This is a genomic window from Ruegeria sp. E8 (assembly GCF_056533985.1).
The window spans coordinates 81328-106732 of the sequence record NZ_JBQFOY010000009.1; the positions used below are offsets into that span (position 1 = coordinate 81328).

Here is a 25405-nt window from a genome sequence, read left to right on the forward strand (position 1 = left end):
CTAACACGACGTTAACGCGCGATTTGGCGCACTTGTCCTTTGGTGGATCAGCCCCCATAACCCATGCAACGCAGGACAGAGGAGTGAAGTATGATTGGACGCCTGAATCACGTCGCCATCGCCGTACCGGATCTTGAGGCGGCATCGGAGCAATACCGCAATGCGCTGGGCGCCAAGGTCGGTGCGCCGCAGGATGAGCCGGATCACGGTGTCACGGTTGTGTTCATCGAGCTGCCCAACACCAAGATCGAGCTTCTGTATCCTCTGGGTGACGACAGCCCGATCAACGGGTTTCTGGAAAAGAACCCTGCCGGCGGCATCCATCACGTGTGTTACGAGGTCGAAGACATCATCGCGGCTCGCGACCATCTGAAAGAAACCGGAGCCCGCGTTCTGGGGTCAGGCGAGCCCAAGATCGGTGCGCATGGCAAGCCGGTTCTGTTCCTGCATCCCAAGGATTTCAACGGCTGCCTGGTTGAGCTTGAGCAGGTATAATCCCCCAACCCCGGAGGGCCTGAAATGACCATTACTGCCGCGCTGGTGCTGTTTGCCGTCATCTGGTTCATGACGCTGCTGGTGGTGCTGCCCATTCGCATCAAAACCCAAGGCGATCTGGGCGACATCGTTCCCGGCACCCACGCAGGTGCGCCGGAAGTGCATCACATGAAAAGAAAGATGTGGATCACTACCGGGATTTCAGTTGTTCTGTGGGCGATCATCGCCGGGATCATCATCTCGGGAGTGATTTCCGTGCGGGATTTCGACTGGCTGAACCAGTTGGAGCCAAGATAAACCCTGTCAGGCCTTTTGGCCTGACACGGCGTGATAGATATGGGTGAACGTGGCTGCCCCGATGATTGGGATCACGAGGTTCACCAGCGGCACCGAAAGTGGAATGGCCATCAAGGTGCCCGCGACCCAGATCATTGTCGAATGTTTGGCTCGCAGCTTGCGCGCCCCGTCGCGTCCTATCCTTCGCATGGCCGCAAGGGTGAAATATTCCCGTCCCAGCAGGAACCCGTTCATTGCCCAGAAGATAAACGGCGCAAACGGTGTGAAAATCGCATAGAGGATCAGTGCCAGCAGGTTTGCGACAATCAGCACGCCCAAGAAGCTGAGACTGTCCAAAAGCGCCTCTGAAACCGGAATACGCCGTGCTGGCGGCAGGGTAGGGAAATGCTTGTCCTCGACCGCCTGTGCCACCTCATCCAGAAAGATCGAGGTGATGGCCGATGCGACCGGTACCATCAAAAAAACTGGCAGGATCAGGACGAGAACAATCCCCGAGTAGTTCAGAACGTCGTTCAGCCACGGCACTGCGCCGACAAACGGCAGCGAAATCTCACTGCCGGACATCCAGTTGATCAACCAGATGGCACCTGCACAGGCGAGAACCAGCAACAGGATGGTCAAACCCACACCGCGCAGCAGGACCGCGCGGAACTTGGGATCTCCGATCTGGCCGAGCGCGCTGAAAAAGGCGTTCAGGATGATCATTCAGCGACCCACTCCGTCAGGGCTGCCATGTCGGGTCGTGGGCGTTCCGGCGGGGCTGTTCCTTCGGTGGCGATATGGATCAACCCGGCGACGCGTTCGTTTTCGGCAAGCCCAAATGCGTCAGCACAGAAACCGCGATCATGCGTCTGCCAGCCTGACAGCCAATTCGCGCCCCAGCCTGCCGCCAGCGCGGCGTTCAGCAGCGCCAGACAGACCGCGCCCGCGGAATAGGATTGTTCGATCGCAGGGATTTTCGCAGATGGTTTTTGAACCTCGATGACCGCAACAGCCAGTTGCCCCAGATCGAACTGGTTGCGCGCCTTGGCGATGTCTTCGGGGCTTTTACCGAGCCTTTGCCCGCAGTCGTCGGTCAGGGATGCCAGGCGCGGCATGGCGCCTTTTTCCAGAACGATAAAGCGCCAGGGCTCAAGCTTGCCGTGATCCGGGCTGCGCCCCGCTGCGGTCAGCAGAGGCAGCAATTCGTCCCGTGTCGGGGCCGGTGCGACCAGTGTCTTGGCGGGCCGGGACCGGCGCGATTGTAAAAACTCCAGAGCGGCGGGGTTTTTCAGGGACATATGTTAATTTCCTTTACATCACGACTCTGTATCTTGGTCGGCGTGCAGCCCGTTTCAAGGGCACGCCAATGGTTTGCGTGGATCAATTTCATTCCGACGTCCTTCATGCAAGACTATTGAGAGAAGGGGATGACAATGGTGAAATCCAAACTGCGCGATCTGCCGGATCTCAGCACACGGGCGCAACCCGGGGCGACGTTCAAACTGAAGGTGACGCCCAAGGCGGCCCGCGACCGGGTGATTGTAGAAGACGATCAGATCAGGGTGTCCGTTACCGCCCCGCCCGAAAACGGCAAGGCCAATCACGCGGTTCAAGCGATCCTTGCAAAATGCCTTGGCGTGGCACCTTCGACCCTGACGTTGCAGCAAGGTCAAACCGCACGTACCAAGGTATTTGCCTATGACCCCTGAGGTCCGGTTTCGCGAATCTGGTAAACGCCTTCGGGCAGGTCCAGCGCGGCCGCCAGATCGCGCACCTGTTCCGGCGACAAGGTGATCCTCTGAACCTGATCGGTGCGTGGGTCCAACTGCTCCAGCGTGACGCATTCGGCGAAATTGTTGATCACGACATCTTCCTGCAAAGGCTTTTCGCCTTCGTCCACAAGCGTAATGACCGTCGAGTCGAATTCATGCTCAATCGAAAACATGGGGCCAGAGTGCAAGTGGTCGCGGCGCAATGCAAGCCGTTCGTTGTGATGTGCGGTGTGGTCTCGCCGGAATGGGCGTACTATGTTGAAATCACGGCCATTCGGTCCCAGAGGAATTAACATGCGCAGATGGTTTATTTTAGTGCTGTCGCTGCTGCTTGCAGCCTGTGCAGAGGGTGCCCTGCATGTGCAGCCCGCCGAGGAATGGCTGAGTGACGAGCCCGAAGCAGAAACCATGGTGCAGACCTTTCGCGAGGTCAGCCAGGCCATCGGGACTGAAGCCCGCAAGCAGTGTTTGAAACAATCGAACAGTCAAAATTGCGATTTCCGAATTCTTGTCGATCTGAACCCGCAAGCTCCGGCCAATGCGTTTCAGACACTGGATGACAAGCGGCAGCCGGTGATCATATTCACCCGGTCCATGATCGAATCGACGCAGAATGCGGATGAACTGGCCTTTGTCATGGGGCACGAGGCCGCCCACCACGTGCTGGGGCATATCGCCCGGCAAAGCGAAATCGCCAACGCCAGTGCGGCAGAATTCGGCAGGGTGGAACAGTTGCGCGGCGGAGACGCTGCCGCCATAGAAGAGGCGCGAAAGCTTGGCGCGAAAACGGGTGTACAAGCCTACGTCAAGGACTTTGAGCTGGAGGCGGACCAGTTGGGCACCATCATCACGTATAACGCGGGCTACAACCCGCTGATCGGGGCAAAGTACTTTGACCGTATCCCCGATCCTGGTGACCGGTTCCTGGGCACCCATCCGCCAAACGCACAGCGTGTTCAGATCGTGAATGAAACCGCTGCGCAACTGGGGCTGACCGAATGACCGCGCTTACACGTCTGGGTGTCATCCTGTCGGATCGGGGGTCGAAATACGCGGTGTCCGGGGCGCATGTTAAGTCGCGGGCGGACATCGACGCCGTTCTCGATGATCTGAAATCGGACAAAAGCTATGCCAAGGCCACTCATAACACTTGGGCCGCTGCGTTACCGACGGGTGCGTTGAAAGCCGACGACGGGGAAAGCGGGGCGGGCATGGTAATCCTGCGGATGATCGAACGTGCCGGGCTGGAAGGCCATGTGATCATCGTGACCCGCTGGTATGGCGGCAAGAAGCTGGGCGGGGATCGCTTTCGCCGGGTTCAGGATGCCACCCGCGCCTATCTGGATCATATCGGCGTCCAATCTTGACCTGTATCAAAGTGCGGCTTTTCAGATCCGCTACCCTTTTGGCAAAGCGCGAAAGGGAAAGGAAACCGCATGCCCACCCAAGAGACCCTGCGGCTGCACGCCGGACTGGTGGACGATATGGCCAGAATGCTGGACATCGATCTTGAGGAGGCCGCCATTGAAGGCGCGATTTCCGTGGATCATATCTCGGATGCTGTATTGCGCTGCACAGAATGCCCGAACCCGGATCATTGCAAAAACCTGCTGAACAGTGCTGTGTCCGCGCAGCGCACGCCCGAATACTGTCGGAACCAGGAATTGCTCCATAAACTCATGCCTTAACACGCAGGTTTGCCATGTCTCGTCTGGGTGAAATCATGACCCATCTGCGTTTGGTGTTGCGCATGGGAGAGGCGACCGGAACCGATTTGGCTGCGGCCTATCGGGATGGGCATTTGAATCACGAGGAATGGGCCGAGATGGTACAGCAGTGCCGCGGTTGTGCCTGGGCCAAGGACTGTCCTGAATGGCTGGAACAGCGCGAGCAGGTGGATCACGCCCCCTGCACCTGCCCGAATCGGCAGCGATTCGCTGACCTTAAATCCCGGCAGACGGAGCTCGCGTAATGCCGCAAATCGCTTTGGGAGAAGTCGAAAAACACTTTTGGCTGACCCGCTCAGTCTCGCGCTGCATGGGTATTTCGATGACCGAGGCGATGGCCGAGGGGCGGCTGTCACCCGAGGGATACGCTGAACTGGTCACACGGTGCCGCGCCGCCGGGTGTGACGTGCAATGCGAACTCTGGCTGGCCCAGCAGCGGGGTACTGCGGCCGAAGCCCCGGAATTTTGCGCAAATGCCGGGACCCTGAATAGCTTGAAATCCTGATCAAAGCCCGCTGTGCGTTCCATCGCACAATGGCGCTTTCGAACTGTGTTTGCACCCGCAAAAGAAGACCGTTTTACTGGCATCTGCCGTATATTTCACCGGCTCAAGCCCGGTTCCCTTATGCGACCCGTCGCAGAACGGCTGGCGGCTGGATTTCCCGCAGGCGCACCAGAAATAGGTTTTCCCTTCGACCACCTCGACTGGAAAGGGTGATTTTTGCGCAATGGTTGGTGCGTCTGACATGTGGCTTCTCCGTCTTTGGCTGATGTCGCTGCAACAGTTTAGGGCGTTGCGGTCAAAAGGATAGCTGTGACGCCGCAAAGATCATCCTGACGGGCCTCAATTGGCATGGTTTCGCTGCGTCTCACAAAGACGTGATCGATTCAGTTGCCAGATTGCCGTTCAGCCCGTATTCTGGATGCGGCCCCGAAAAGTTGGGCAATATCAGAAAAGTAATAGAGGATTGACGGACATGAAACTGAAACTCGCTGCCGTTGGCGCATTTGCACTGATCCTGACTGCCTGCGCGCAGCAGGAAGAACCGACACCTGTATACGTTCAGCCCAGCTATGACAAAGCCGGCACGCCTAGCTGCCCGGGCGGCTATGAGCTTGCCACAACCGAAGCAGGCCAGACTGTCTGTAACCCGGTTACTCAATAAGCTATTCGCAGGCGGTCCGGATACGGACCGCCTGCACTTTTCGAGACATGTCACCGCCCTTCGTGGCGGTTTTTTCTTGCCTGGATTTTGAACCTTGGGGCGGCGCGCGTAGCGCCATCAGGTTCAGTGCCTCTTAAAGCCGTAGGAACGCTTGAAACCGAACGATCTGAACGTGTGCCGCGAGAAGGAGCGGTGGGGTACATGCCTGAACACACGCTTCTTGGGACTGGAATAGCGATGAACCTGAGCCGGTTTTTTGTGATGCACCTTGGGATGTTTGAAATGTGATCTGGCTTTCGGTGCAACATAGTACCGTTTGATTTTGAGATTGCCGTGCTTGTGGAAACTGAGATGCTTGCCGCCGACCGTAATGAACCCGGCGGAACCGATCTGGTTGGGCTGGGCGTAACCGGGGGTGGCCACGAAATGCGCAGCCATCAGAAAAACCACGCCGCTCAGGCCAAGCTTGAAGATACGAGACATGAAAACCTCCGTCTTTGGCTGTCAGTCAAAGATCGGGTCTGATCGCGTATTCCGCCAATAAACTTGCTTCACGCTTTGCCGATAGGCTGTGTGCAGAACCCGTGATCGGGCCTTAAACAGGCGTTCCCCACAGATCGTATTCCCCGGCCTCATCCACTTCGACCGTGACGATGTCACCGGGTTTGAGGTCTTCGAAGCCTTCATCGATGAACAGGTTGCCGTCGATCTCGGGCGCGTCTGCCTTGGTGCGGCAGGTGGCGGCCTCGTCATCGACCTCATCCACGATCACCTGCAGGGTTTGGCCAACCTTGGCCGCCAGTTTGGCCTCGGAAACGGCCTGGGCTTTCTCCATGAAACGATCCCAGCGGTCTTGCTTGACCTCGGCAGGGACGTGATCGGGCAGGTCGTTTGACCGCGCGCCATCCACGTTTTCGTACTGGAAACAGCCGACACGATCCAGCTGGGCCTCATCCATCCAGTCCAACAGGGTCTGGAATTCGGCCTCGGTCTCACCCGGATAACCGACGATAAAGGTCGACCGCAGGGTGATGTCCGGGCAGATCGCGCGCCAGGCCTGAATCTCATCCAGCGTTTTGGCGGCTGCAGCGGGGCGGGCCATGCGTTTCAGAACATCCGGATGGGCGTGCTGGAACGGGATATCCAGATAGGGCAGAACGTTGCATCCGGCATCTGCCATCAAAGGGATCAGCTCGCGAACATGCGGGTAGGGGTAGACATAGTGCAGGCGTACCCATGCCTCCAACTGCCCGAGTTCCCGCGCCAGATCGGTGATATGGCTGCTCACCTCGCGGTCTTTCCACGGGTTCACATCGTATTTCCGATCCAGCCCATAGGCTGAGGTGTCCTGCGAGATTACCAGCAACTCGCGCACGCCATTGTCGACCAGCTTCTCGGCCTCGCGCAGAACGGCATGGGCCGGCCGGCTGGCCAGTTTTCCGCGCATATCGGGAATGATGCAGAACTTGCACTTGTGGTTACAGCCTTCCGAGATTTTCAGATAGCTGTAGTGGCGCGGCGTCAGTTGCACGCTGCTGGCGGGCAACAGGTCCACGAACGGATCAGGATCGGGCGGAACGGCGGCATGGACCGCATCCAGAACCTGTTCATATTGGTGGGGGCCGGTGACGGCCATGATGCGGGGATGGTGTTCGCGGATGTAATCCGGCTCGGCCCCCAGACAGCCGGTGACGATGACCTTGCCGTTTTCAACCAGCGCCTCGCCGATCGCGTCCAGCGATTCCGCTTTGGCGCTGTCAAGGAACCCGCAGGTGTTCACGATGACGGCATCGGCCCCGGCATAATCGGGCGAAATGCCGTATCCTTCTGCGCGCAACCGGGTCAGAATACGCTCACTGTCGACCAACGCCTTTGGGCAGCCCAGCGACACCATACCGATGGTCGGCTGGTTCGATTGGGGCGTCTCGGTGATCCGGGCGGCAGGCGCCAGGTCTGGGCGGAGGTTCGGCGGGTTTGTTGTCATGGCGCGGCATATAGTGGGGAAAGCTTCCCCTTGCAAATGTGACGTGTGATTTGAATGATCATGGCAAAGACAAGCCAAAAGGCGGAGAGCAGAATATGAAATGGCTGATGCGCATCCTGTTTGTTGTTGTAGCGGTGGTCGGGCTGGTCATCGGCGCGCTGCTGCTGATGCCCGGGGACAAGCTGGCCACGATCCTGGCTGAGCAGGTCAAGGCACAAACCGGGCGCGAACTGACACTGACCGGCGACGTGCGCCTGTCGTTCTGGCCGGTTTTGGGGATGGAGACCGGTCCGGTGCGATTTGGTAATGCTAGCTGGGCCGGGCCAGAGCCGATGTTGAGCGCAGACAGCCTTGCTGTTGGTGTCGACGCCGCCGCCCTGATGAACGGTGATCTGCGGATCAAACGTGTTTTTGCCGACAACCCAGTTTTGCGCCTTGAGCGCACTGAGGGTCACGGCAACTGGGAACTGAGCGCCCCGGCGACGGCCCCGGCTGGCACCGCATCCGAAGTATCCGCGCCTGCCGATGCTTCAGCGACCGTCACTCTGGACCAGTTGGAACTGACGAATGCGCGGCTGATTTATGTGGAAAACGGCGTCCCGCAAATGGACTTTTCCAATGTGACCTTGTCGGCAAGCTGGCCTGAGGTCACGGCACCCATGATTATGGAAGCGGCCATGCCGGTACCCGGAGGTGCAGTTCAGGTTGACTTGAAAATCCCGGATCTGCCTGCCTTTGCCTCGGGGGCCGTGACTGCTCTGGACGTGGCGTTGCGGGCTCCGGGTGGAGAGATCGGCTTTGACGGGCGCGTAAACCTGACCGGTGAAATGGATGGAACCACCAAGGTTGTGGCCCGTGAAACTGAAAGAATGCTTGCCGCCTTTGGTCAGGCCGGTACAGCTGTCCCGCCGGGATTGGGCAAAACCGCCGATATCGCCGCGCATATGACCTATACGCAGGACGGGCGGATTTCGTTGCGCAACATGGTGGCGCAGTTGGACGACAACAGGTTTGTGGGTGAGGCGGATATCACCATTTCAGACCCACCGCAGATCGTGGCACGTCTGGATGCCGGAGACCTGGATCTGTCGCGGATTTCCGACACGGGTCCGGCTTTGGCCTCGGGCGGAACATCTCAGGCCAGCGCGCCCGCACCGGATGGTTGGTCGACGGCCCCAATTGACGCATCCGCTCTGGCGTTGGCGAACGGCAAAATCCGTCTGACGGCCAATTCCATCGCTGTTCCCGGAATGGAGTTAGGCAAAAGCGATCTGACCCTTTCGCTGGACCGGTCGCGGGCCGTGCTTGAAATGCATCCGGCCACCCTGTTTTCGGGTCAGTTGAATGGGCAGGTGGTTGCCAACAACCGCAATGGCCTGTCCGTTGGCGGCAATGTAAAGGCCAGCGGAATCGACTTGAAACAGGCGCTGACCACACTGGCCGGGGTTGAACGGCTGTCGGGAACCGCCGCCGGAGCGTTCGAGTTTCTTGGTGTCGGCCAGTCCGAGGATCAGATCATGCGATCCCTCAGCGGCAAGGGAAATCTGGATGTCGGGGCAGGGGTGATATCCGGTTTCGATCTGGACCGCCTGATGGGGCGGGGCTCCGGGTCGGGTGGAACGACGGTGTTCAACAGCCTGACAGCCAGCTTCACCATCGATCAGGGTGTTCTGACAAACAACGATCTGCTTATGTCGTTAAAGAATTTCCGGGCTGACGGCACTGGCACCGTGGGTCTGGGCGCGCGCAACATCGATTACCTGTTCACGCCCGTGGCGCTGCGTGCAAACTCCGGGCAGGGGATCTCGGTTCCGGTGCGCATTGTGGGCCCGTGGAGCAATCCGTCGATCAAGCCGGACCTGACCAAAGTCATCGAGGCGGCGGCCGATGTGAAAGTCAAGGAACTGGAAGACGATGCCAAACAGAAGGTGTTTGAAAAGGTCGGGAATGAGTTGGATACGACGATCACCGACAGCGATCAGATCGAAGATGCGCTGAAGAACAAGCTGGAAGAAGAGGCAAAGAAAGGTCTGCTCAAGCTGTTTGGCGGTGATTGAGCAACTGATAGGCTTGGGACACTGGAACATGCCCCAAGCCATTATCTTCAGATCGTCTGGTCGTAGTCGCCTACACCGGGCTCGGTCCGGATGACGGCATCGATATCGGCGAAGATGGCGCGCATCTCAGCCTCGCTTTCGCTGCTTTCACAAACGACTACCAGATTGGGGGTGTTGGACGAGGCCCGCACCAGACCCCAGCTGCCATTGTCCAGAATAACGCGTGCGCCGTTCACGGTGACCACGTCCTTGATCGCGCGCCCTGCAAGGGTTTCGCCCGCATCGCTTTTGGCAACCAGCTTGTCGACCAGGCGCTTGAGGATATCGTATTTCTCGGTATCCGCGGCATAGGGCGACATCGTGGGGGTCGACCAGGTCTTGGGTAGGGCCTTGCGCAGGTCCGACATGCTTTGACCCGGGTTGCGATCCATCAGTTTGCAGATCTCGACCGCGACGCGCATGCCGCAGTCATATCCACGCCCAACCGGTTCGGCCAGAAAGTAGTGACCCGATTTTTCGAACCCTGCCAGTGCGTCGATTTCCTTGACCCGCCGCTTCATGTGGCTGTGGCCGGTTTTCCAGTAATCCGCCTTGACACCCAAGGCCTGCAATTCGGGATCGCTGGCAAACAGGCCGGTGGATTTCACGTCCGCGACAAAGGTCGATCCGGGGTATAGCTTGGCCAGATCGCGGGCCATGATCACGCCCACCTTGTCGGCGAAAATCTCTTCGCCCTCGTCATCGACAACGCCGCAGCGGTCGCCGTCGCCGTCAAACCCCAGCGCCATATCGGCACCGCTGGATTTCACCGCCGCGGCCATATCGTGCAGCATTTCCAGCGCTTCGGGGTTCGGATTGTAGTTGGGGAAGGTATAGTCCAGCCGGGTGTGGCTGGGCACGACTTCGACACCGATGCGTTCGAAAATCTCGGGCGCAAAGGCTGACGCAGTGCCGTTTCCGGTGGCGCAGACCACTTTAAGCGGGCGGGACATTTTGAAGTCGCCCACGAGGTCGTCGATATAGGCTTCTTTCACACCTTCAACGAATTCGTACGACCCGCCTTCATGGGGCTGACCTTCGCCGTTCAGAACGATATCGCGCAGCTCGGACATTTCGTCGGGACCGTGGGTCAAAGGACGGTCAAAACCCATTTTCACGCCAGTCCAGCCATTGGGGTTGTGGCTGGCGGTGACCATGGCAACGGCAGGGACGTCCAGATGAAACTGCGCGAAATAGGCCATGGGGCTCAACGCAGGGCCGATGTCTTTCACCTGAATACCGGCCTGCATCAGACCAAGGATCAGCGCGTTTTTGATCGCCAGCGAATAGTCGCGGTAGTCGTTGCCGACGGCGATCACAGGCTCGATCCCACGCCTGCGCATTTGGGTGCCAAGGCCCAGACCAAGCGCGGTCATGCCGGGCAGGTTGATCTCTTCGGGGTATTTCCAGCGGGCATCATATTCACGGAACCCGGTGGGTTTGATCATCGCGTCGCGCAGAAAGCTCCAGGTGTTGGGGGTCACCTCGGGGAGGGGTTTGGTCATAATTGGTCTCAATCGTTAGATTTGAATTGGATTTGCTTTAGCAAGCGCATCAAAGCGCATCAATGTGTCAACGAGTTGGGGCATCTGGTCGAGCGGGATCATATTCGGCCCATCCGAAGGCGCCGAGTCCGGATCCTGATGCGTTTCAATGAACACAGCGCCAACACCCAGAGAAACGGCGGCGCGGGCCATCACCGGCGCAAATTCGCGCTGCCCGCCCGAGGACCCGCCCTTGCCGCCGGGTTGTTGCACAGAATGGGTGGCGTCCATCACCACCGGATACCCGGTTTTTGCCATCTGTGGCAGCGCACGCATATCGGCCACCAGCGTGTTGTAGCCAAATGAGGTGCCGCGCTCGGTCAGAAGGATGTTTTCATTTCCTGTGCTTTCGACCTTGTCGACGATATTGGTCATTTCCCAAGGGGCCAGGAACTGTCCCTTTTTGACATTCACCGCTTTGCCTGTGTTGCCCGCTGCCAGCAGCATATCGGTTTGACGGCACAGGAAGGCCGGGATTTGCAACACGTCCACCGCTTCGGCAGCGATGGCGCATTGTGCTTCGGTATGAACATCGGTCAGAACCGGGATGCCCATTGTCTTGCGGATGCCGTCCAGAACCTGCAGCCCCGCATCGATTCCCATGCCGCGCTTGCCCGACAGAGAGGTCCGGTTGGCCTTGTCATAAGACGCCTTGAAGACATACTGCGCCCCGGCTGCATCGCAGGCTTCTTTCATCTTGCCCGCAATCATCTGTGCATGGTCTGCCGTTTCAAGCTGACAGGGGCCGGCGATGATGGTCAGCGGAAGGTCATTGCCGACTGTCAGGTCGGATATTTTTACATGTTTCATGGGTCTTATGAGGATACCTGTTCACGAAGGACCGACGCGGTAAGCGAGATCATGAGGTAGATACCAGCAAACAACAGGAATGCCAAAATCGTATTTTCAAACTTGCGCGGATAGCTGGGTTCCTGACTGGGAACCGGGTTCACCGAGACCGTCAGATAGCGGACCTGCCGGTTGGCCTCGGATCGGGTCGATTCCATTTGCTGCATTGCCGTTTGCAGCATCAGATCCCGTGCCGCCAGATCCGCCTGAGCAATCTGGATACGCACGCTCAACCGCGCCAGCGAGTTTTCGCCGGCGGAGGCATCCTGCATCTCGGCGTTCAGTTCCTCCAGCACCTTTTCCAGGCGCGAGATATCCGCCTTGACGCCGTCGACCTTCGCCTTGTTCGGGCGCAGGTTGTCCTGTAGCGCGGCAAGCTCAAGCTCTTTGTCCTGCACCAGTATTTCGATTTCATTGATGCGCGCGCGCAGGCTGGCAATGACATTTTCGGGGTCCAGAACTGTGCCCTGAAGCTGAAGCTCGATCAGCTCTTCCTGCGCCTGCCGTCTTGCCTCCTGCGCTGATTCAAAGCTTTGCAGCGCGTCGCGCATCTGGTCTTCGCGTTTCTTGCCGGACAAGGCGTTCACCCGGTCTTCGGCATAAGAAATCAAACGTTCGGAAAACTCGGTCGATGTCTGGGCATCCGGGGCGGCAACTTCCATCCGAATGACCCCCTCGGTCGGGTCATAGCCGATTGTGATCATGCGTTTGAACAGCTTATAGGCGTCTTCCAGCGAGGCATCGGGGGCCAGCCTTTGTATCGGGTCGATCCATTCCTGCTTGAACACATCGGAAAAACCGGCGTCCCGATCCAGCAGCAACAACGCCTCTTTCGATTCCAGAAAGGACTGGACCGAGATCGAATCCTGCGTGGTCGCGAACTGCGTACCAGCCAGCAAACCGCCGATATTCCCGGGTCCTCCGTCTGCTTGCAGGATCAGGAATTCGGAATCGCTGGCGTACATCGGTGTGGCGATGCGGTAGAAATAGAACCCGACAATGAAGGTCGGCAGGAATACAAAGGCCGCCAAACGCGCAAACAATCCAAACAGTTTGCGCCTGCGACGACGGGCGATGTCTTTTTGAATCTGACCGATTTCAAGGTTGCGCCGCTCAGCGGGGCTAAGCTCGGGGCCGGGCAGGTTTGGCTTTTCGGCACCTACAGCTTGCGGCAACTGAATGCTGACCTTGTCTGTCGGCGTGTCACCCTTTTCCGATGGTTTTGCGGCGGCAAGATCCAGAAGATTGGTGCGCTGGAAAGGATCCACGCCCTTTTTGCGCAGCAACCGCACCGCGTCATAGTCTGAGGTCGCGGCCAGACCGTGTTTTTGTGCCAGACGCCGCGCGATGCGCAATTGGCGGCCGGTCAGACCTTCGCGCTTGATGTCGTCCAGCTGCGTTCCGGGTTGCGCCTCGCCCGCGGCCGCAGGGCCCTGCGTCGCATTGCGGATACGAGAGATCGCGTCCGACCGCGCCTCGGCCGAACCTTCCGTCTGACGCTTGCGGCGCCAGTTGTATTTTCTAACCTTGGGTTTCGTAGTCATAAAGCTGCTTTGCCTCTTCCAAGGAGTCAAACATATACAATTGCCCGTCCAGAAGAACGGCGGCCTGTTGGGCGAATTTCTCTATTACCGATGGGCTGTGCGAAACGATCACCAATGTCGTTGTGCGCAACCTTTCCTTCAGGATCGATCCTGCCTTTTCGTTGAATTCGACATCTGTTGACGCAGGCATCCCTTCGTCGATCAGATACATGTCGAAATCCAGCGCCAGCATCAAAGAAAAGGTGAACCGCGCTTTCATCCCCGAGGAATAGGTGGCCAAAGGCTGGTCGAAGTATTCGCCCAGACCGCAGAGCCATTTGCAATACGCCTCAACATAGTCGGGGTCCATGCCGTAGATCTTGGCGATGTAGCGCGCGTTTTCAAGCGCCGACAGATTGCTCGCCACGCCGCCCGTAAACCCCATGGGAAAGGACACGCGGCAATCCCGTCGGATCACACCTTCATCGGGCTTTTCCAGACCGGCCATCATGTTGATCAGCGTGGTTTTTCCCGTCCCGTTCGGGGCCAGAACGCCCAGCGATTTGCCCAGTTCGACGCGAAACGAGACCCGGTCCAGGATCACCTTGCGGCGCGTCCCGGTCCAGAAGGACTTGCTGACATTGTCGAACTCTAGCATGTGCGGCCTGCTGCTCGGTTTTGTCGTGTTGTCGCTCTTGCGGGCGGCCTGAAAGGGATGATTTTATCCTCCCATGTTGGCTACATTATGTCGAATTATGAAACAAATGATCAATGTTTCCGGACAAAGCTTGTGAATGTTTGATCGGATACGGTTCAGTATTCTGCGCTCTTGGTGCTTTGTCGCATCACTATTATCTGTTTGACCAGCCAAGAACAGCCACGGCGAACAGGAGCCACCGCAATCAGATGAGCAGTTTACGTCAGGAAATCCGAACGTGCCGCCTGTGTGCCGACAGATTCGCGAGAACGGAAACCGCGCACATGCCGCGCCCTGTTGTCTGGTTTCGCCCCGGAACGCCGATCCTGATCGCGGGGCAGGCGCCGGGCGCGCGGGTGCACGAGTCCGGGCGGCCCTTTACCGACCCGTCGGGTGACCGGTTGCGGCACTGGCTGGGGATTGATCAGACCGTCTTCTACGATCGCGACCGCGTGTCGATCGTGCCCATGGCGTTCTGTTTTCCCGGATATGATGCGCGCAACGCCGATCTTCCTCCGCCCGCGATTTGCCGCGAGACCTGGCATGATCGGGTGATGCAGGATTTGGGGCAAGTGCCACTGACCGTGCTGGTCGGAGGTCATGCCCACAAGTATCACCTGAAGGCACGCGGGTCAGTGACCGATACCGTTCGGAACTGGCAGGACCATGCGCCGCGGGTCTTTGCCTTGCCTCATCCGTCCTGGCGCAATACGGCATGGTTGAAGAAAAACCCGTGGTTCGAGGCAGAGCTGCTGCCGGTTCTGCGCGCACGGGTCCAAGAGGTGCTGAATGACTGAAACCACGGCGTTGGACACGGCACATGCCGCGATGCAGGCGGATTCGCAAAACGATGCCGCCCGGCTGCGCTTCTTTGAAAGGCTTGCCGACAGCGAGTTGTTTCTGATGCTGACCGAAGAGGCGCGGGACGAGAACATTTCGCCCGAGTTGTTCGATGTGGCCGACGGGCGTTTTGTGCTGGCCTTTGATCGCGAGGATCGGCTGGCGCAATTCGCGGGGCGTCCCGTGCCCTATGTGGCGCTGTCTGGGCGGGTGCTGTCGGGGATGCTTGCCGGGCAGGGCATCGGATTGGGCCTGAACCTTGAAACTGCGCCGTCATCCATGCTGGTTCCGGCCGAAGCCCTGGGGTGGTTGGCTGAAACGTTGCAACACCGCCCGCAAGAGGTTGAGGAAAAACTGGCCGAGTTCCTACCGCCTGCCGGACTGCCGGACAGCCTGCTGACCGCATTGGATACCAAGCTGGCAACCGCTGGCGGATTGGCCCATGCCGCCTATCTGGTCGCCACGAAATCCGAGGCCGGGGCGCAGGGGCATCTGTTGGGATTTGTTGATGTGGTTGAAGGGGCAGAGCCAGCCTTGGCCAAAGCCGCGTCTGAGGCGCTGACCTTTTCGGGGATTGAGGCAGGCGCGATGGATGTTGGTTTTTTCAAAGCAAGCGAGGCCGCCGCTGCACTGCTGGCAAAGGTAGGCCTTCGCTTTGATCTGCCCGCGCCGCAAGCCGCCGAGACGGTGCGCGCAGCCCCCGGAAGCAACCCGGAAAAGCCGCCAATTCTGAAATAGCAGGCAAAACGCAAACACGCGGCGCAAACTGCGCCGCGCGTCATATGATTGGCGTTGCTGTTATTCCGCAGCAGGTTCCAGCTTGTCCTGCGTGCGGGTTTCGAAATCGCTGGCGTCGTGGCGCTCGTGCAGCTGAGTGTGCGGCTCGCCAAAGGCGCGGTTGACCATGCGGCCCCGCTGAACCGCTGGGCGCGCGTCAATCGCCTTGGCCCAACGCAAGACGTTCTTGTAGGATTCGACGTCAAGGAACTCTGCGGCGCTGTAGAGACGGCCAAGAACCAGTTGGCCATACCAGGGCCAGATTGCCATATCGGCGATGGTGTACTCATCGCCCGCGATATAGGTCTTGTCCGCCAGTTCCCGGTCCAGAACGTCCAGTTGACGCTTGGCCTCCATCGCGAAACGGTTGATCGGGTATTCCCATTTTTCAGGCGCATAGGCGTAGAAATGGCCGAACCCGCCGCCCAGATAGGGCGCGCTGCCCATTTGCCAGAACACCCAGTTCATCACCTCGGTCCGCTCGGGGCCGGATGCGGGCAGGAACGCGCCGAACTTCTCGGCCAGATGGAACAGGATCGAGGCGCTTTCGAAGACGCGAACAGGTTCCTCACCCGAATGATCCAAAAGAGCGGGGATTTTCGAGTTCGGGTTGGCACCAACAAAGCCTGAACCGAACTGATCGCCTTCACCGATGTTGATCAGCCAGGCGTTATATTCCGCTTCTTCATGTCCCAGCGCCAACAGTTCTTCCAGCATGACGGTGACTTTCACACCGTTGGGTGTGGCCAGTGAATACAGCTGCAGCGGATGACGCCCGGTTGGCAGGTCCTTGTCATGGGTGGCCCCTGCAATTGGGCGGTTGATGTTGGCGAACTGTCCGCCACTTTCACTGTCCCAGGTCCAGACCGCTGGGGGGGTGTATGGGGATTGGTCGCTCATCTCTTGCCTTTCTTGCCTATACATCTGTGGCCGTGCCCACGGCTGTCCTACAGCTAATGTTGCAGATTGCAGAGTCCAACCCAGTTTATCCGGTTTGTTCTGTAATATTCCACGATCAAACTCTCACGTTTTCTCGTCGGGGGTCACAGCGGCGTTAGGAGGACTACGAATTGCTCGGGAATCGCATATTGTCCTCTCAGACCAGCCAACACGGCGTCACCGATACTGTTGATACGAAAAAGGATAGACCACATGAAAAGCTTTGCTTTGACCTTCGCCGCGGCCATGACGCTGGCCGTTCCGGCATTTGCTGGCCCGCAGTACATTGACGGCACCGGCTTTGCCGTCTCGGGTTATGACGTTGTCGCCTATCGCAACCTGGATCAGGTGGCGATCGGTCAGTCACAGCCGGAAGGCGTGCGCGGCAACGCAGACATCACCGCGGAATACAACGGAGCAACCTGGGCTTTTGCCTCGGAAGAAAACCGGGACAAGTTCCTTGAAAACCCGGCCTATTACGCACCTCAATATGATGGCCATTGCGCTTATGGCGTATCGAAAGGCGGCAAGGTTCCGGCCAACCCGAACCTGTGGCGCATCGTGGATGACAAGCTTTATCTGAACATCACCGATGTAGTTGTCGGTTTCTGGGAAGAGGACGTGCCCGGCAACATCAACATCGCCGAAGGCAACTGGCCGGGTATCGAGTCGTCGGACGCGTCTGGCAGTGTCATCCCGAAATTTACCTCGGAAGGGCCGGTTACCAACTGATCCGGCATTGAAGATCAAAGCCCGGCGTGTGTCGCCGGGCTTTTGCGTTCAACCCGCGAGCCAGAATTGATCCCGAATATCCTGATCGGCCTCAAACCTGATCCGCACACTCTTGGCCCCCGGAAATTTGCGTTCGCGGATTGTATCGGGAATGACCACTTCCCCGGCACCTGTGTCCTTGGACTGAAAGCTCAGAATCTCCGCTTCGGTGTGGCGCCCGCCGCTCAGAACCGTGGTTGGCAGGGCCACGCGATTTGACCCGTGATGCACTGGCGTGGTGACGAAATAGGTCAGATGCCGCCCGTAACACCCGACCGCGTCGGGAACGTGGTCAGAGACGACTTTGGCCGGCGCTGGCTGAACATCACTTGCACTGTGCATATGCGACAGCACCTGATCGGGGTTCAACATCGCCTTGCAGGCCGCAATATCTTCCTGCGGAAGCTCGATGATGCGCTTTTTCAAACGGGGGCGACGCGGCTGAGGCGGGCCGGAACTGGCACCCCCTTTTGTCGTCAGCCCTTCCTTGCGCAGAAAATCATAGGCCGCCTTGGCGCGTGAAAACCCAGAACTGTCGCCATCCCTGTGATCAGGATGCGAATGAAAGGCGATCTGCCGCCAGGCATCCCTGATTTCACTGGATCTGGCGCAAGGGTCCAACCCAAGGTCTGCCAACGCGTCCGCGCGTGCCCGCACTCTATCGACAGGTTCCATACTCAACACACTCGTTACAAACTACACGCTTCCAGTGTCGCCAGAGTCATAGTTTTGTCAAATTTCGAGGCTGATTTGAGGGGGTGCGGACAACAATCGCCATGCGGAGATTCGATTGTCCCGTAAAGGCGTCATTTCGCAGGCGTGAATGTGAAACAGTTCACACACAGCGAAACGAAAAGCGCCCGGGCGTAAACGTAACCCGGGCGAATCGTTGGGGATTTTTAAGGTTCAGGCGACGTTTTCCAGTTCGACCTCTGGTGTAATGCCAAGCGCAAAGCACACATCGCGCGTCAGTTCCGGACGGTTCAGCGTGTAGAAATGCAGCTTGTCCACGCCACCTTCGATCAGATCCGAACACAGTTCTGTGCAGATTGCCGTGGCCAGCAGATCTTCACGCTCGTCGCGCACGGCTTTTTCAAAGGCCTTTTCGACCCACACAGGAATGTGCGTGCCACAGCGCTGGGCAAAGCTGCGGGCACCGGCCCAGTTTTCGATCGGCAGGATGCCGGGCACGATAGGCTTGTCGATCCCCGCCTTGGCGCAGGCATCGCGGAACCGGAAAAAGGTCTCGGCTTCGAAGAAGAACTGTGTCAGCGCTTCGTCCGCGCCTGCGTCCAGCTTGGCCTTCAGCCAGTCGACATCTGCCGCCATATCCGCTGCTTCGGGATGGGTGTCCGGATAGGCACCGACACGGATGCTGAACATCTCGGTCTCGGCCAGCGCCTCAATCAGTTCGACCGAACTGGCAAATCCTTCGGGATGCGGAACGAATTTATCCTGCCCCTTTGGCGGGTCGCCGCGCAGCGCCACGATGTCCTGCACACCCGCGCGCGCGAAGGTGTCCGCGATTTCAAGCGTTTCCTGCCGCGAGGCATCGACACAGGTCAGATGTGCGGCCACGTTCAGGCCCGACGACTTATGCAGGGTTGAAACCGCGTCGCGCGTCAGCTCTCGCGTTGTGCCACCAGCACCATATGTGACTGATACAAAGCGGGGGTCCAGCGGGGCCAATGTCTGCACCGTGTCCCAAAGGCGGAAAGAGGCTTCCAGAGTTTTGGGCGGAAAGAACTCGAATGAAATTTCAGGTTTGGACATAACAGCCTCTCTGGATCAACTGATCTTCTTGTGCCATGACGGGCAATGTGAGACAAACTCATATTATTCAACAACAACATGAATGCTGTTCGAAATGCACATTGAATTCCGGCACCTGCGTACCATCAAGGCGATCCATGAATGCGGTGGGCTGGCGCGCGCGGCAGACCAGTTGAACATCACCCAGTCCGCTTTAAGCCATCAGATCAAAGGGTTGGAGGATCAGGCCGGGGTCGAACTGTTTCTGCGCCGTTCCAAACCCATGAAGCTTTCGGCTGCCGGGCTGCGCCTGCTGCGACTGGCCGAGCAGATCCTGCCTCAGGTCGAGGCCGCCCAGCATGAGTTTTCGTCGCTGCGGGACGGGCGCACCGGACGCATGCATATCGCCATCGAATGCCACGCCTGTTTCGAATGGCTGTTTCCGGTGCTCGAATCCTTCAGGAAATCCTGGGGCGACGTGGATGTGGACATTCGCCCCGGCCTCGCCTTCGACGCGCTTCCGGCCTTGCAGAAGGAAGAGGTCGATCTGGTGGTCTCCTCCGATCCCGAAGACCTGCCGGGTGTCGAGTTTGTGGAGCTTTTCGACTATAACGCCGTGTTTGTGGCCGCCTCGGCCCACCCGCTGGCCAAGAAAGACTATATCGAGGCCGAGGATTTTCGTGGTCAGACCCTGATCACCTATCCGGTCGAGCGCACGCGTCTGGATGTGTTCAGTCAGCTGTTGATCCCTGCGCGCGTTGAACCCGCCACAATCAGGCAGGTGGAACTGACCGCCGTCATCCTGCTGCTGGTGGCGTCGAACCGGGGGATATCGGTTCTACCGGATTGGGTTGTGCGCGAGGTCAAATACAACTCTGATTACGTCACCCGGCCCCTGACGAAAGAGGGTATTACACGGCGCCTCTATGCTGCGGTCCGGTCGGATGATCTTGAGAAACCCTATGTGCAGGAACTGGTGAAACTGGCCCGGGAAGAGGCGCGCAAGCTGCAATCCCAGTAACGGCGTTTCCTGCGGGTCTGTTATGCGTATCATTCCTCTTGGCAAGGGCGCATTGCGGCAGTATACGCGCGGTTTGACCGGACAGGAGCCTTTTGACAATGGTTGGCAGTGCAAATCTCAACATCATGATCAAGGCCGCGCGCAAGGCGGGGCGTTCTTTGGTCAAGGATTTCCGTGAAGTCGAGAATTTGCAGGTGTCGATGAAAGGCGCTGGTGACTTTGTCTCCAAGGCTGATATCGCCGCCGAAGCGATCCTGAAAGAAGAGCTTTTGGGCGCGCGTCCTACCTATGGCTGGCTGGCCGAAGAGGGCGGTGCCATAGACGGCGAAGACCCAACACGTCGCTGGATCGTCGATCCGCTGGATGGCACCACCAATTTCCTGCACGGCCTGCCGCACTGGGCGATCTCCATCGCGCTGGAACACAAGGGCAAGATTGTTGCCGGTGTGATCTATGACGCCGCCAAGGATGAGATGTTCTTTGCCGAAAAAGGCGAGGGCGCATGGATGAACGACACCCGTATTCGCGTGTCGGGCCGTCACCGCATGATTGAATCGATTTTCGCGACCGGTCTGCCCTTTGGTGGTCGTTCGGACCTGCCTGCAACCCTGCAGGATCTGGCCCGCCTGATGCCCGCCTGCGCCGGTGTGCGCCGTTGGGGCTCTGCGGCGCTGGACATGGCCTATGTGGCTGCGGGTCGCTACGAAGGTTTCTGGGAACGCCGCCTGAACGCCTGGGATCTGGCCGCCGGTATCATCATTGTGAAAGAGGCAGGCGGCTTTGTGCAGGCACTGAACCCCGAAGGCAATGTGCTGGAGGATGGTGAAGTGATCTGTTCGAACGAGCCGATCTTTGATCAGTTTGCCAAGGTGATCCGGGGCTAAGCATCTCTTAACTTATCGACGCGGAACACGCGGGATGCGGGACTGCGACAGCTTGTACTTGGCTTCCGGGTGGGGCGGGTGCCCATGGGTGCGGTCCCAGAACTGCACCCCTCCACGCTTCAACCAAAGCGGTGCGCACAGGATCAGGCCCACGGCAAAGCCTCCGGTATGGGCCCAATAGGCGATACCGCCTTCGTCCGGGTTGCTGGTGACGCTGCCAAAGAACTGTATCGCCAGCCAGACCCCCAGCATGATGAAGGCGGGGATGGTGAAGACCCTGAAATAGACGATCAGGATCAGCAGGATATCCACCCGCGCTTTCGGGAACAGCAGCAGATAGCCGCCCATCACACCCGCAATCGCGCCCGAGGCACCAACGGTCGGAACCTGCGAGTCTGGCCCGGTGACAATGTGAATCACGCCCGCGCCGATCCCGGCCGCCAGATAGAACAGCAGGAAGGGCAGGTGGCCCATCTCGTCCTCGAGGTTGTCGCCGAAGATCCACAGGAACAGCATATTCCCGGCCAGATGCATCCACCCGCCGTGCAGGAACATGGACGTCACCAGTGTTTCCAGCCCGAACCCGTCGCTGACCCGCGCCGGGATGATGGCATAGTCGAAAAACAGCCTGCTGATCCTTGGCCCGTCATCCATGATCCCCACATAGCTGAGGAAGATCAGGATGTTGGCCGCCAGCAGCGCGTAGACAACATAAGGTGTGCGCCCCGAAGGGTTATGGTCACGGATCGGAAACATGGTGCGACGCTGGGCTTTTGTGCGCCCAGCGTCAAGGCAAGCTTATGCCGCACCTCCCAACAACGCAGCGTTTCCGCCCGCAGCCGTCGTGTCGACACAGACATGGCGCTCGCCCAGAACACGCGCGCGGTCGGGTTTGCCGGGGATCAGCGGCAGAATCGGACCGTCGCGACGGGCCAGATGCTGCTCGATCTGCCGGGCGGTTTCGTTATCCCCCCACCACAACACGCCGGAAATGCCGGTCAGGTTCTCCAACCGGTGCAGATCAAGCATTCCGGTCGCCTGAATGGCGGTGCCACCCAGTGCCTGAACGGCCTCAGCCTGCGCGCGCGCTGCGGCTTCTCCGGGCCCCATGCACAACAATGGCGGGCGCGGGTATTCGCTCAGGCGGTTCGATTCTCCGGTTGGTCCGGGCAGAGACTGGGTTTTGACCGGCGCTGGTTGCCCTTGAGAAGCGGGTAGGTCGGCCGTAGAGCTCCAACTGTCCGCCGTGCTTTGCCGATCCGGTGTGCAGAAGCGGGCCATATAGTTCGGCCCGCCTGCCTTGGGCCCGGTGCCTGACAAACCTTCGCCGCCAAAGGGCTGAGAGCCAACGATGGCGCCAATCTGGTTGCGGTTCACATAGATGTTGCCTGCATGGATCGCCTCGGTCACATGCTGCACCCGATCATCGATGCGCGTGTGCAGGCCGAATGTCAGACCATATCCGGTGGCGTTGATATCATCGATGATCTTGTCGATGTCCTGCGCCTTGAACCGGGCCACGTGCAGCACGGGGCCGAAGATCTCGCGTTCCAGCGCGGCAATGCCCGAAACCTCGATCAGAGTGGGGGCGACAAAAGTGCCTTCGGGTGGCAGCGAAAGCTCTTTCAGAACCCGCTTCTCTCCGCGCGCTTTGGCCACGTGATCGGCAATGCCTTGACGGGCCTGTTCGTCGATGACCGGGCCGCAATCGGTCGAGATCAGCCATGGATCTGCAACATTCAGCGCATCCATCGCCCCTTTGAGCATGGTCAGAACGTCATCGGCGATGTCCTCCTGCAGATACAGGCAGCGCAGCGCGGAACAGCGCTGACCCGCCGACTGAAAGGCGCTTTCGATGATCGATTGCACGGCTTGTTCGGGCAGGGCGGTGCTGTCGACGATCATGGCGTTCAGCCCGCCGGTTTCCGCGATCAGTGGCGTGCCGGGACGCATGGATCCCGCCATTGCCGCCCGGATCTTGAGCGCTGTGGCCGTAGACCCGGTGAAGGCCACGCCCGAGACACGCGGGTCAGATGTCAACGAAGCTCCGACGGCAGGCCCACCCGGCAGCAGTTGCAGCGCATCGCGCGGTACGCCAGCCTCATGCATCAGTTGAACGGCGCGATGCGCAATCAGGGGCGTCTGCGGCGCAGGCTTGGCCAGAACCGCGTTGCCTGTGGCCAGCGCGGCTGAAATCTGTCCCGAGAAAATCGCAAGCGGGAAGTTCCACGGGCTGATACAGGTGAAAATCCCGACAGGTTTGGCCGCAGGAATGTTGGCCGCATAATACCGCAGGAAATCCACTGCCTCGCGCAGTTCCGCCACCGCATCGGGCAAGGACTTGCCCGCCTCGCGCGCCAGAAGGGCGAACAGCTCACCATAATGCGCCTCATAAAGATCAGCGGCGGCGTTCAGAACGCGGGCGCGTTCAGCGGCGGAAACGTCCCATGGGTTTGCGGACGCCAGTGCCATCTCGACATCATCTGTACTGGCCGCAGCCACTGCCCCCGGTTTGTCCTGAGGGTGCGCCGGATTGATCACGGGCTCATCCGCTTCCGGTTTGGCGTCGCTGGCCAGCAAGGGTTGCGCATACCAGTGATGGGCACGGAACCGATCCCGTGCGGCATCGATCTGATCCAGGGTCGGCGTGTGATGCAGGTCAAAGCCTTTGGAGTTGGGTCTTTCAGGCTGAAACAGGTCCGGTCCGGTTGGCAACGCGGGCGGTGGCGTTTGCAGAGCGACAAACGGATCGGTTGCGACCTCTTCCGGTGAAACGTCCTCATCCACAATCTGGTTCACGAAGGATGAGTTCGCGCCGTTTTCCAGCAAACGCCGCACCAGATAGGCCAGCAGGTCGCGATGCGCCCCGACCGGCGCGTAGATGCGGCAACGGGTATTCTGCTTGTCCATCACGATCTGATGCAGGGTCTCGCCCATGCCGTGCAGGCGCTGGAACTCGTAGGGCTGATCTTCGGCCATGTGCAGGATGGCGCTGACCGTATGGGCGTTATGAGTGGCAAATTGCGGGTAAATCCGATCCGTCATGCCCAGCAATTTGCGGGCGTTGGCGATATAGGACACGTCCGTTGCGGCCTTGTGGGTGAAGACCGGAAAGCCGTCCACCCCTTCGACCTGCGCGCGTTTGATTTCGGTGTCCCAATAGGCGCCCTTGACCAATCGCACCATCAGCTTGCGATCATGACGCTCGGCCATGTCATACAGCGTATCCAGAACCAGCCCGGCTCGCGGACCATAGGCCTGAACCACGATACCGAACCCGTGCCATCCCGCGAGGGCCGGATCAGACATCACTGCCTCGATCACCTGCAGGGACAGTGACAGGCGGTCGGCCTCTTCCGCATCGACGTTCAGGCCCATACCTGCGGCCTTGGCCAGCAGAGCCAGCGCCCGCAGCCGCGGAACCAACTCGTCCATGACCCGTTGTTCCTGCGCCAGTTCATAGCGGGGGTGCAGGGCGGACAGTTTTACCGAGATGCCGGGATTGGCGCGGATATCGTCATGGGTGCACGCCTCGGCAATGGCCGAAATGGCGCGCGAATAGGACAGATGATAGCGCGCGGCGTCCGCCTCGGTCCGGGCCGCTTCGCCCAGCATGTCGTAGGAATAGGTATAACCCTTTTCCTCCATCCCGCGCGCGCGATCCATGGCGGAGTGAATGGTTTCGCCCAGAACGAATTGGCGCCCCATCTCTTTCATGGCGCGGGCAACGGCGGTGCGGATTACCGGCTCACCCAACCGTTTGATGGCCCCACGCAGTGCCCCGACCGGAGACGCTTTGCCCTCATCCAGCACCTTGCCGGTCAACATCAGCGCCCAGGTCGATGCGTTCACCAGCGATGACGAGGATTGCCCCAGATGTTTGCCCCAATCGGATGGCGCGATCTTGTCTTCGATCAGCGCATCGATCGTGTCGGCATCCGGCACGCGCAACAGTGCTTCGGCCAGACACATCAGGGCGATGCCTTCGTCGGTGGACAGACCGTATTCGGCCAGAAAAACCTCCATCAATCCCGGGGAAGTGCTGGACCGGATGTCGCGCACAAGTTGCGCCGCCGCGGCACAGATGGCGCTACGATCCGTGTCCGTCAGGTTTGCCTGAGCGATCAGGGTATCAAGGGCAGCCGACTGATCGGCATAGGTCTGGGTGTCGATGAGTGTGCGTAGGCTGTGTGACATGGGTCCTCCGGTCTTTATGGTAATATAGGCTGGAAAATTCAGGACAACGGACCGAGTTTGATGTATTTGAAGGCGAATGGTCTGAAATATTG

The 25405-nt window shown here is 59.1% G+C and carries 30 protein-coding genes; 15 read left to right on the top strand and 15 right to left on the bottom strand.

From position 1 onward, the window contains the following. The first annotated feature begins 90 nt into the window (after positions 1–90). A complete protein-coding gene (mce, locus tag ACR0LF_RS13480; protein WP_109313240.1) occupies positions 91–495 on the top strand; it encodes a methylmalonyl-CoA epimerase in 405 nt (134 codons plus the stop codon). A gap of 24 nt (positions 496–519) precedes the next feature. After that, the gene (locus ACR0LF_RS13485) at positions 520–792 is read left to right on the top strand and encodes a DUF1467 family protein (protein WP_480578816.1); all 273 of its coding nucleotides are present in this window, start codon (positions 520–522) and stop codon (positions 790–792) included. A 6-nt stretch (positions 793–798) separates the two neighbouring features. Here ACR0LF_RS13485 and ACR0LF_RS13490 read toward each other — a convergent pair whose 3' ends face one another. After that, positions 799–1497, bottom strand: a complete 699-nt coding sequence (locus ACR0LF_RS13490; protein ID WP_480578818.1) for an EI24 domain-containing protein — start codon at positions 1495–1497, stop codon at positions 799–801. Further along, complete coding sequence (locus ACR0LF_RS13495) at positions 1494–2072, bottom strand: nitroreductase family protein (RefSeq protein WP_480578820.1); 579 nt, start codon at positions 2070–2072, stop codon at positions 1494–1496. The genes ACR0LF_RS13490 and ACR0LF_RS13495 overlap by 4 nt, the downstream gene beginning before the upstream one ends. Positions 2073–2207: 135 nt before the next feature. Between ACR0LF_RS13495 and ACR0LF_RS13500 the strand changes: the two genes are divergently transcribed. Then, positions 2208–2483 (top strand): DUF167 domain-containing protein, encoded by a 276-nt coding sequence (locus ACR0LF_RS13500; protein ID WP_480578822.1) that lies wholly within the window; start codon positions 2208–2210, stop codon positions 2481–2483. Here ACR0LF_RS13500 and ACR0LF_RS13505 read toward each other — a convergent pair. Further along, positions 2471–2719, bottom strand: a complete 249-nt coding sequence (locus ACR0LF_RS13505; RefSeq protein WP_480578823.1) for a hypothetical protein — start codon at positions 2717–2719, stop codon at positions 2471–2473. The two genes, ACR0LF_RS13500 and ACR0LF_RS13505, sit on opposite strands and share 13 nt — an antisense overlap. A gap of 121 nt (positions 2720–2840) precedes the next feature. Here ACR0LF_RS13505 and ACR0LF_RS13510 point away from each other — a divergent pair, with 121 nt between their 5' ends. The 5 genes from ACR0LF_RS13510 to ACR0LF_RS13530 all read left to right on the top strand — a co-directional run bounded on the left by ACR0LF_RS13510 (position 2841) and on the right by ACR0LF_RS13530 (position 4778). Then, entirely contained in the window at positions 2841–3548 is a 708-nt protein-coding gene (locus tag ACR0LF_RS13510; RefSeq protein ID WP_480578825.1) for a M48 family metallopeptidase, read from the top strand. Next, a complete protein-coding gene (locus tag ACR0LF_RS13515; RefSeq protein WP_480578827.1) occupies positions 3545–3913 on the top strand; it encodes a YigZ family protein in 369 nt (122 codons plus the stop codon). The genes ACR0LF_RS13510 and ACR0LF_RS13515 overlap by 4 nt, the downstream gene beginning before the upstream one ends. A 69-nt stretch (positions 3914–3982) precedes the next feature. After that, entirely contained in the window at positions 3983–4234 is a 252-nt protein-coding gene (locus ACR0LF_RS13520; RefSeq protein WP_480578829.1) for a DUF6455 family protein, read from the top strand. Positions 4235–4248: 14 nt separating this feature from the next. Then, a complete protein-coding gene (locus ACR0LF_RS13525; RefSeq protein ID WP_480578831.1) occupies positions 4249–4518 on the top strand; it encodes a DUF6455 family protein in 270 nt (89 codons plus the stop codon). After that, on the top strand, positions 4518–4778 hold the full coding sequence (locus ACR0LF_RS13530) for a DUF6455 family protein (RefSeq protein WP_480578833.1): 261 nt from the start codon (positions 4518–4520) through the stop codon (positions 4776–4778). Before ACR0LF_RS13525 ends, ACR0LF_RS13530 begins: the two co-directional genes overlap by 1 nt. On the opposite strand, the gene ACR0LF_RS13535 is transcribed toward ACR0LF_RS13530, so the two are convergent. Further along, on the bottom strand, positions 4779–5021 hold the full coding sequence (locus ACR0LF_RS13535; protein ID WP_480578835.1) for a CDGSH iron-sulfur domain-containing protein: 243 nt from the start codon (positions 5019–5021) through the stop codon (positions 4779–4781). 229 nt (positions 5022–5250) lie between these two features. On the opposite strand from ACR0LF_RS13535, the gene ACR0LF_RS13540 reads away from it, so the two are divergent. Then, the gene (locus ACR0LF_RS13540; RefSeq protein ID WP_170346096.1) at positions 5251–5439 is read left to right on the top strand and encodes a hypothetical protein; all 189 of its coding nucleotides are present in this window, start codon (positions 5251–5253) and stop codon (positions 5437–5439) included. Positions 5440–5562: 123 nt separating this feature from the next. Here the strand turns inward: ACR0LF_RS13540 and ACR0LF_RS13545 are convergent, their stop codons facing one another. Both ACR0LF_RS13545 and rimO read right to left on the bottom strand, forming a co-directional pair. Beyond that, a complete protein-coding gene (locus ACR0LF_RS13545) occupies positions 5563–5922 on the bottom strand; it encodes a hypothetical protein (RefSeq protein ID WP_480578837.1) in 360 nt (119 codons plus the stop codon). Positions 5923–6034: 112 nt separating this feature from the next. Beyond that, the gene (gene rimO / locus ACR0LF_RS13550) at positions 6035–7423 is read right to left on the bottom strand and encodes a 30S ribosomal protein S12 methylthiotransferase RimO (RefSeq protein WP_480578839.1); all 1389 of its coding nucleotides are present in this window, start codon (positions 7421–7423) and stop codon (positions 6035–6037) included. Between the two features lie 95 nt (positions 7424–7518). Here rimO and ACR0LF_RS13555 point away from each other — a divergent pair, with 95 nt between their 5' ends. Beyond that, positions 7519–9480 (top strand): AsmA family protein, encoded by a 1962-nt coding sequence (locus tag ACR0LF_RS13555; protein WP_480578841.1) that lies wholly within the window; start codon positions 7519–7521, stop codon positions 9478–9480. 47 nt (positions 9481–9527) lie between these two features. On the opposite strand, the gene ACR0LF_RS13560 is transcribed toward ACR0LF_RS13555, so the two are convergent. Genes ACR0LF_RS13560 through ACR0LF_RS13575 form a run of 4 tightly spaced genes read right to left on the bottom strand, consistent with a single transcriptional unit; the run spans position 9528 to position 14093 of the window. Continuing rightward, positions 9528–11024 (bottom strand): phosphomannomutase/phosphoglucomutase, encoded by a 1497-nt coding sequence (locus tag ACR0LF_RS13560; protein WP_480578843.1) that lies wholly within the window; start codon positions 11022–11024, stop codon positions 9528–9530. A gap of 15 nt (positions 11025–11039) precedes the next feature. Beyond that, positions 11040–11873, bottom strand: a complete 834-nt coding sequence (kdsA, locus tag ACR0LF_RS13565; RefSeq protein ID WP_480578845.1) for a 3-deoxy-8-phosphooctulonate synthase — start codon at positions 11871–11873, stop codon at positions 11040–11042. 5 nt (positions 11874–11878) lie between these two features. Continuing rightward, positions 11879–13456, bottom strand: a complete 1578-nt coding sequence (locus tag ACR0LF_RS13570; protein ID WP_480578847.1) for a KpsE/RkpR family capsule polysaccharide export protein — start codon at positions 13454–13456, stop codon at positions 11879–11881. Beyond that, on the bottom strand, positions 13434–14093 hold the full coding sequence (locus ACR0LF_RS13575; RefSeq protein WP_480578849.1) for an ABC transporter ATP-binding protein: 660 nt from the start codon (positions 14091–14093) through the stop codon (positions 13434–13436). Before ACR0LF_RS13575 ends, ACR0LF_RS13570 begins: the two co-directional genes overlap by 23 nt. 248 nt (positions 14094–14341) lie before the next feature. Between ACR0LF_RS13575 and ACR0LF_RS13580 the strand changes: the two genes are divergently transcribed. Together ACR0LF_RS13580 and ACR0LF_RS13585 are read left to right on the top strand one after the other, a co-directional pair. Further along, on the top strand, positions 14342–14929 hold the full coding sequence (locus ACR0LF_RS13580; RefSeq protein ID WP_480578851.1) for a uracil-DNA glycosylase family protein: 588 nt from the start codon (positions 14342–14344) through the stop codon (positions 14927–14929). Continuing rightward, positions 14922–15710, top strand: a complete 789-nt coding sequence (locus ACR0LF_RS13585) for an SseB family protein (protein WP_480578854.1) — start codon at positions 14922–14924, stop codon at positions 15708–15710. Before ACR0LF_RS13580 ends, ACR0LF_RS13585 begins: the two co-directional genes overlap by 8 nt. A 60-nt stretch (positions 15711–15770) precedes the next feature. Here ACR0LF_RS13585 and yghU read toward each other — a convergent pair whose 3' ends face one another. Next, entirely contained in the window at positions 15771–16649 is an 879-nt protein-coding gene (yghU, locus tag ACR0LF_RS13590; RefSeq protein WP_480578856.1) for a glutathione-dependent disulfide-bond oxidoreductase, read from the bottom strand. 252 nt (positions 16650–16901) lie between these two features. On the opposite strand from yghU, the gene ACR0LF_RS13595 reads away from it, so the two are divergent. After that, positions 16902–17420 carry a YHS domain-containing (seleno)protein gene (locus ACR0LF_RS13595; RefSeq protein ID WP_480578859.1) on the top strand — a complete coding sequence of 173 codons (519 nt, stop codon included), beginning with the start codon at positions 16902–16904 and terminating at the stop codon, positions 17418–17420. Between the two features lie 48 nt (positions 17421–17468). On the opposite strand, the gene ACR0LF_RS13600 is transcribed toward ACR0LF_RS13595, so the two are convergent. Next, positions 17469–18134, bottom strand: a complete 666-nt coding sequence (locus tag ACR0LF_RS13600; protein WP_480578862.1) for a J domain-containing protein — start codon at positions 18132–18134, stop codon at positions 17469–17471. Positions 18135–18365: 231 nt separating this feature from the next. After that, complete coding sequence (gene metF, locus ACR0LF_RS13605) at positions 18366–19232, bottom strand: methylenetetrahydrofolate reductase [NAD(P)H] (protein ID WP_480578864.1); 867 nt, start codon at positions 19230–19232, stop codon at positions 18366–18368. A 94-nt stretch (positions 19233–19326) separates the two neighbouring features. Here metF and ACR0LF_RS13610 point away from each other — a divergent pair, with 94 nt between their 5' ends. Continuing rightward, the gene (locus ACR0LF_RS13610) at positions 19327–20232 is read left to right on the top strand and encodes a LysR family transcriptional regulator (protein WP_480579184.1); all 906 of its coding nucleotides are present in this window, start codon (positions 19327–19329) and stop codon (positions 20230–20232) included. A 98-nt stretch (positions 20233–20330) separates the two neighbouring features. Next, positions 20331–21116, top strand: a complete 786-nt coding sequence (locus ACR0LF_RS13615; RefSeq protein ID WP_480578867.1) for an inositol monophosphatase family protein — start codon at positions 20331–20333, stop codon at positions 21114–21116. Positions 21117–21128: 12 nt separating this feature from the next. Here ACR0LF_RS13615 and ACR0LF_RS13620 read toward each other — a convergent pair whose 3' ends face one another. Beyond that, positions 21129–21872, bottom strand: a complete 744-nt coding sequence (locus ACR0LF_RS13620) for a rhomboid family intramembrane serine protease (RefSeq protein ID WP_480578870.1) — start codon at positions 21870–21872, stop codon at positions 21129–21131. Between the two features lie 42 nt (positions 21873–21914). Then, positions 21915–25313 carry a bifunctional proline dehydrogenase/L-glutamate gamma-semialdehyde dehydrogenase PutA gene (gene putA / locus ACR0LF_RS13625; RefSeq protein WP_480578873.1) on the bottom strand — a complete coding sequence of 1133 codons (3399 nt, stop codon included), beginning with the start codon at positions 25311–25313 and terminating at the stop codon, positions 21915–21917. Positions 25314–25405: the final 92 nt, after the last annotated feature.

What these genes read in the sequence shown, in the direction of transcription:
- mce (WP_109313240.1), top strand. Translation starts at nt 91, where the DNA reads ATGATTGGACGCCTGAATCACGTCGCCATCGCCGTACCGGATCTTGAG.
- ACR0LF_RS13485 (WP_480578816.1), top strand. Translation starts at nt 520, where the DNA reads ATGACCATTACTGCCGCGCTGGTGCTGTTTGCCGTCATCTGGTTCATG.
- ACR0LF_RS13490 (WP_480578818.1), bottom strand. Translation starts at nt 1,497, where the DNA reads ATGATCATCCTGAACGCCTTTTTCAGCGCGCTCGGCCAGATCGGAGAT.
- ACR0LF_RS13495 (WP_480578820.1), bottom strand. Translation starts at nt 2,072, where the DNA reads ATGTCCCTGAAAAACCCCGCCGCTCTGGAGTTTTTACAATCGCGCCGG.
- ACR0LF_RS13500 (WP_480578822.1), top strand. Translation starts at nt 2,208, where the DNA reads ATGGTGAAATCCAAACTGCGCGATCTGCCGGATCTCAGCACACGGGCG.
- ACR0LF_RS13505 (WP_480578823.1), bottom strand. Translation starts at nt 2,719, where the DNA reads ATGTTTTCGATTGAGCATGAATTCGACTCGACGGTCATTACGCTTGTG.
- ACR0LF_RS13510 (WP_480578825.1), top strand. Translation starts at nt 2,841, where the DNA reads ATGCGCAGATGGTTTATTTTAGTGCTGTCGCTGCTGCTTGCAGCCTGT.
- ACR0LF_RS13515 (WP_480578827.1), top strand. Translation starts at nt 3,545, where the DNA reads ATGACCGCGCTTACACGTCTGGGTGTCATCCTGTCGGATCGGGGGTCG.
- ACR0LF_RS13520 (WP_480578829.1), top strand. Translation starts at nt 3,983, where the DNA reads ATGCCCACCCAAGAGACCCTGCGGCTGCACGCCGGACTGGTGGACGAT.
- ACR0LF_RS13525 (WP_480578831.1), top strand. Translation starts at nt 4,249, where the DNA reads ATGTCTCGTCTGGGTGAAATCATGACCCATCTGCGTTTGGTGTTGCGC.
- ACR0LF_RS13530 (WP_480578833.1), top strand. Translation starts at nt 4,518, where the DNA reads ATGCCGCAAATCGCTTTGGGAGAAGTCGAAAAACACTTTTGGCTGACC.
- ACR0LF_RS13535 (WP_480578835.1), bottom strand. Translation starts at nt 5,021, where the DNA reads ATGTCAGACGCACCAACCATTGCGCAAAAATCACCCTTTCCAGTCGAG.
- ACR0LF_RS13540 (WP_170346096.1), top strand. Translation starts at nt 5,251, where the DNA reads ATGAAACTGAAACTCGCTGCCGTTGGCGCATTTGCACTGATCCTGACT.
- ACR0LF_RS13545 (WP_480578837.1), bottom strand. Translation starts at nt 5,922, where the DNA reads ATGTCTCGTATCTTCAAGCTTGGCCTGAGCGGCGTGGTTTTTCTGATG.
- rimO (WP_480578839.1), bottom strand. Translation starts at nt 7,423, where the DNA reads ATGACAACAAACCCGCCGAACCTCCGCCCAGACCTGGCGCCTGCCGCC.
- ACR0LF_RS13555 (WP_480578841.1), top strand. Translation starts at nt 7,519, where the DNA reads ATGAAATGGCTGATGCGCATCCTGTTTGTTGTTGTAGCGGTGGTCGGG.
- ACR0LF_RS13560 (WP_480578843.1), bottom strand. Translation starts at nt 11,024, where the DNA reads ATGACCAAACCCCTCCCCGAGGTGACCCCCAACACCTGGAGCTTTCTG.
- kdsA (WP_480578845.1), bottom strand. Translation starts at nt 11,873, where the DNA reads ATGAAACATGTAAAAATATCCGACCTGACAGTCGGCAATGACCTTCCG.
- ACR0LF_RS13570 (WP_480578847.1), bottom strand. Translation starts at nt 13,456, where the DNA reads ATGACTACGAAACCCAAGGTTAGAAAATACAACTGGCGCCGCAAGCGT.
- ACR0LF_RS13575 (WP_480578849.1), bottom strand. Translation starts at nt 14,093, where the DNA reads ATGCTAGAGTTCGACAATGTCAGCAAGTCCTTCTGGACCGGGACGCGC.
- ACR0LF_RS13580 (WP_480578851.1), top strand. Translation starts at nt 14,342, where the DNA reads ATGAGCAGTTTACGTCAGGAAATCCGAACGTGCCGCCTGTGTGCCGAC.
- ACR0LF_RS13585 (WP_480578854.1), top strand. Translation starts at nt 14,922, where the DNA reads ATGACTGAAACCACGGCGTTGGACACGGCACATGCCGCGATGCAGGCG.
- yghU (WP_480578856.1), bottom strand. Translation starts at nt 16,649, where the DNA reads ATGAGCGACCAATCCCCATACACCCCCCCAGCGGTCTGGACCTGGGAC.
- ACR0LF_RS13595 (WP_480578859.1), top strand. Translation starts at nt 16,902, where the DNA reads ATGAAAAGCTTTGCTTTGACCTTCGCCGCGGCCATGACGCTGGCCGTT.
- ACR0LF_RS13600 (WP_480578862.1), bottom strand. Translation starts at nt 18,134, where the DNA reads ATGGAACCTGTCGATAGAGTGCGGGCACGCGCGGACGCGTTGGCAGAC.
- metF (WP_480578864.1), bottom strand. Translation starts at nt 19,232, where the DNA reads ATGTCCAAACCTGAAATTTCATTCGAGTTCTTTCCGCCCAAAACTCTG.
- ACR0LF_RS13610 (WP_480579184.1), top strand. Translation starts at nt 19,327, where the DNA reads ATGCACATTGAATTCCGGCACCTGCGTACCATCAAGGCGATCCATGAA.
- ACR0LF_RS13615 (WP_480578867.1), top strand. Translation starts at nt 20,331, where the DNA reads ATGGTTGGCAGTGCAAATCTCAACATCATGATCAAGGCCGCGCGCAAG.
- ACR0LF_RS13620 (WP_480578870.1), bottom strand. Translation starts at nt 21,872, where the DNA reads ATGTTTCCGATCCGTGACCATAACCCTTCGGGGCGCACACCTTATGTT.
- putA (WP_480578873.1), bottom strand. Translation starts at nt 25,313, where the DNA reads ATGTCACACAGCCTACGCACACTCATCGACACCCAGACCTATGCCGAT.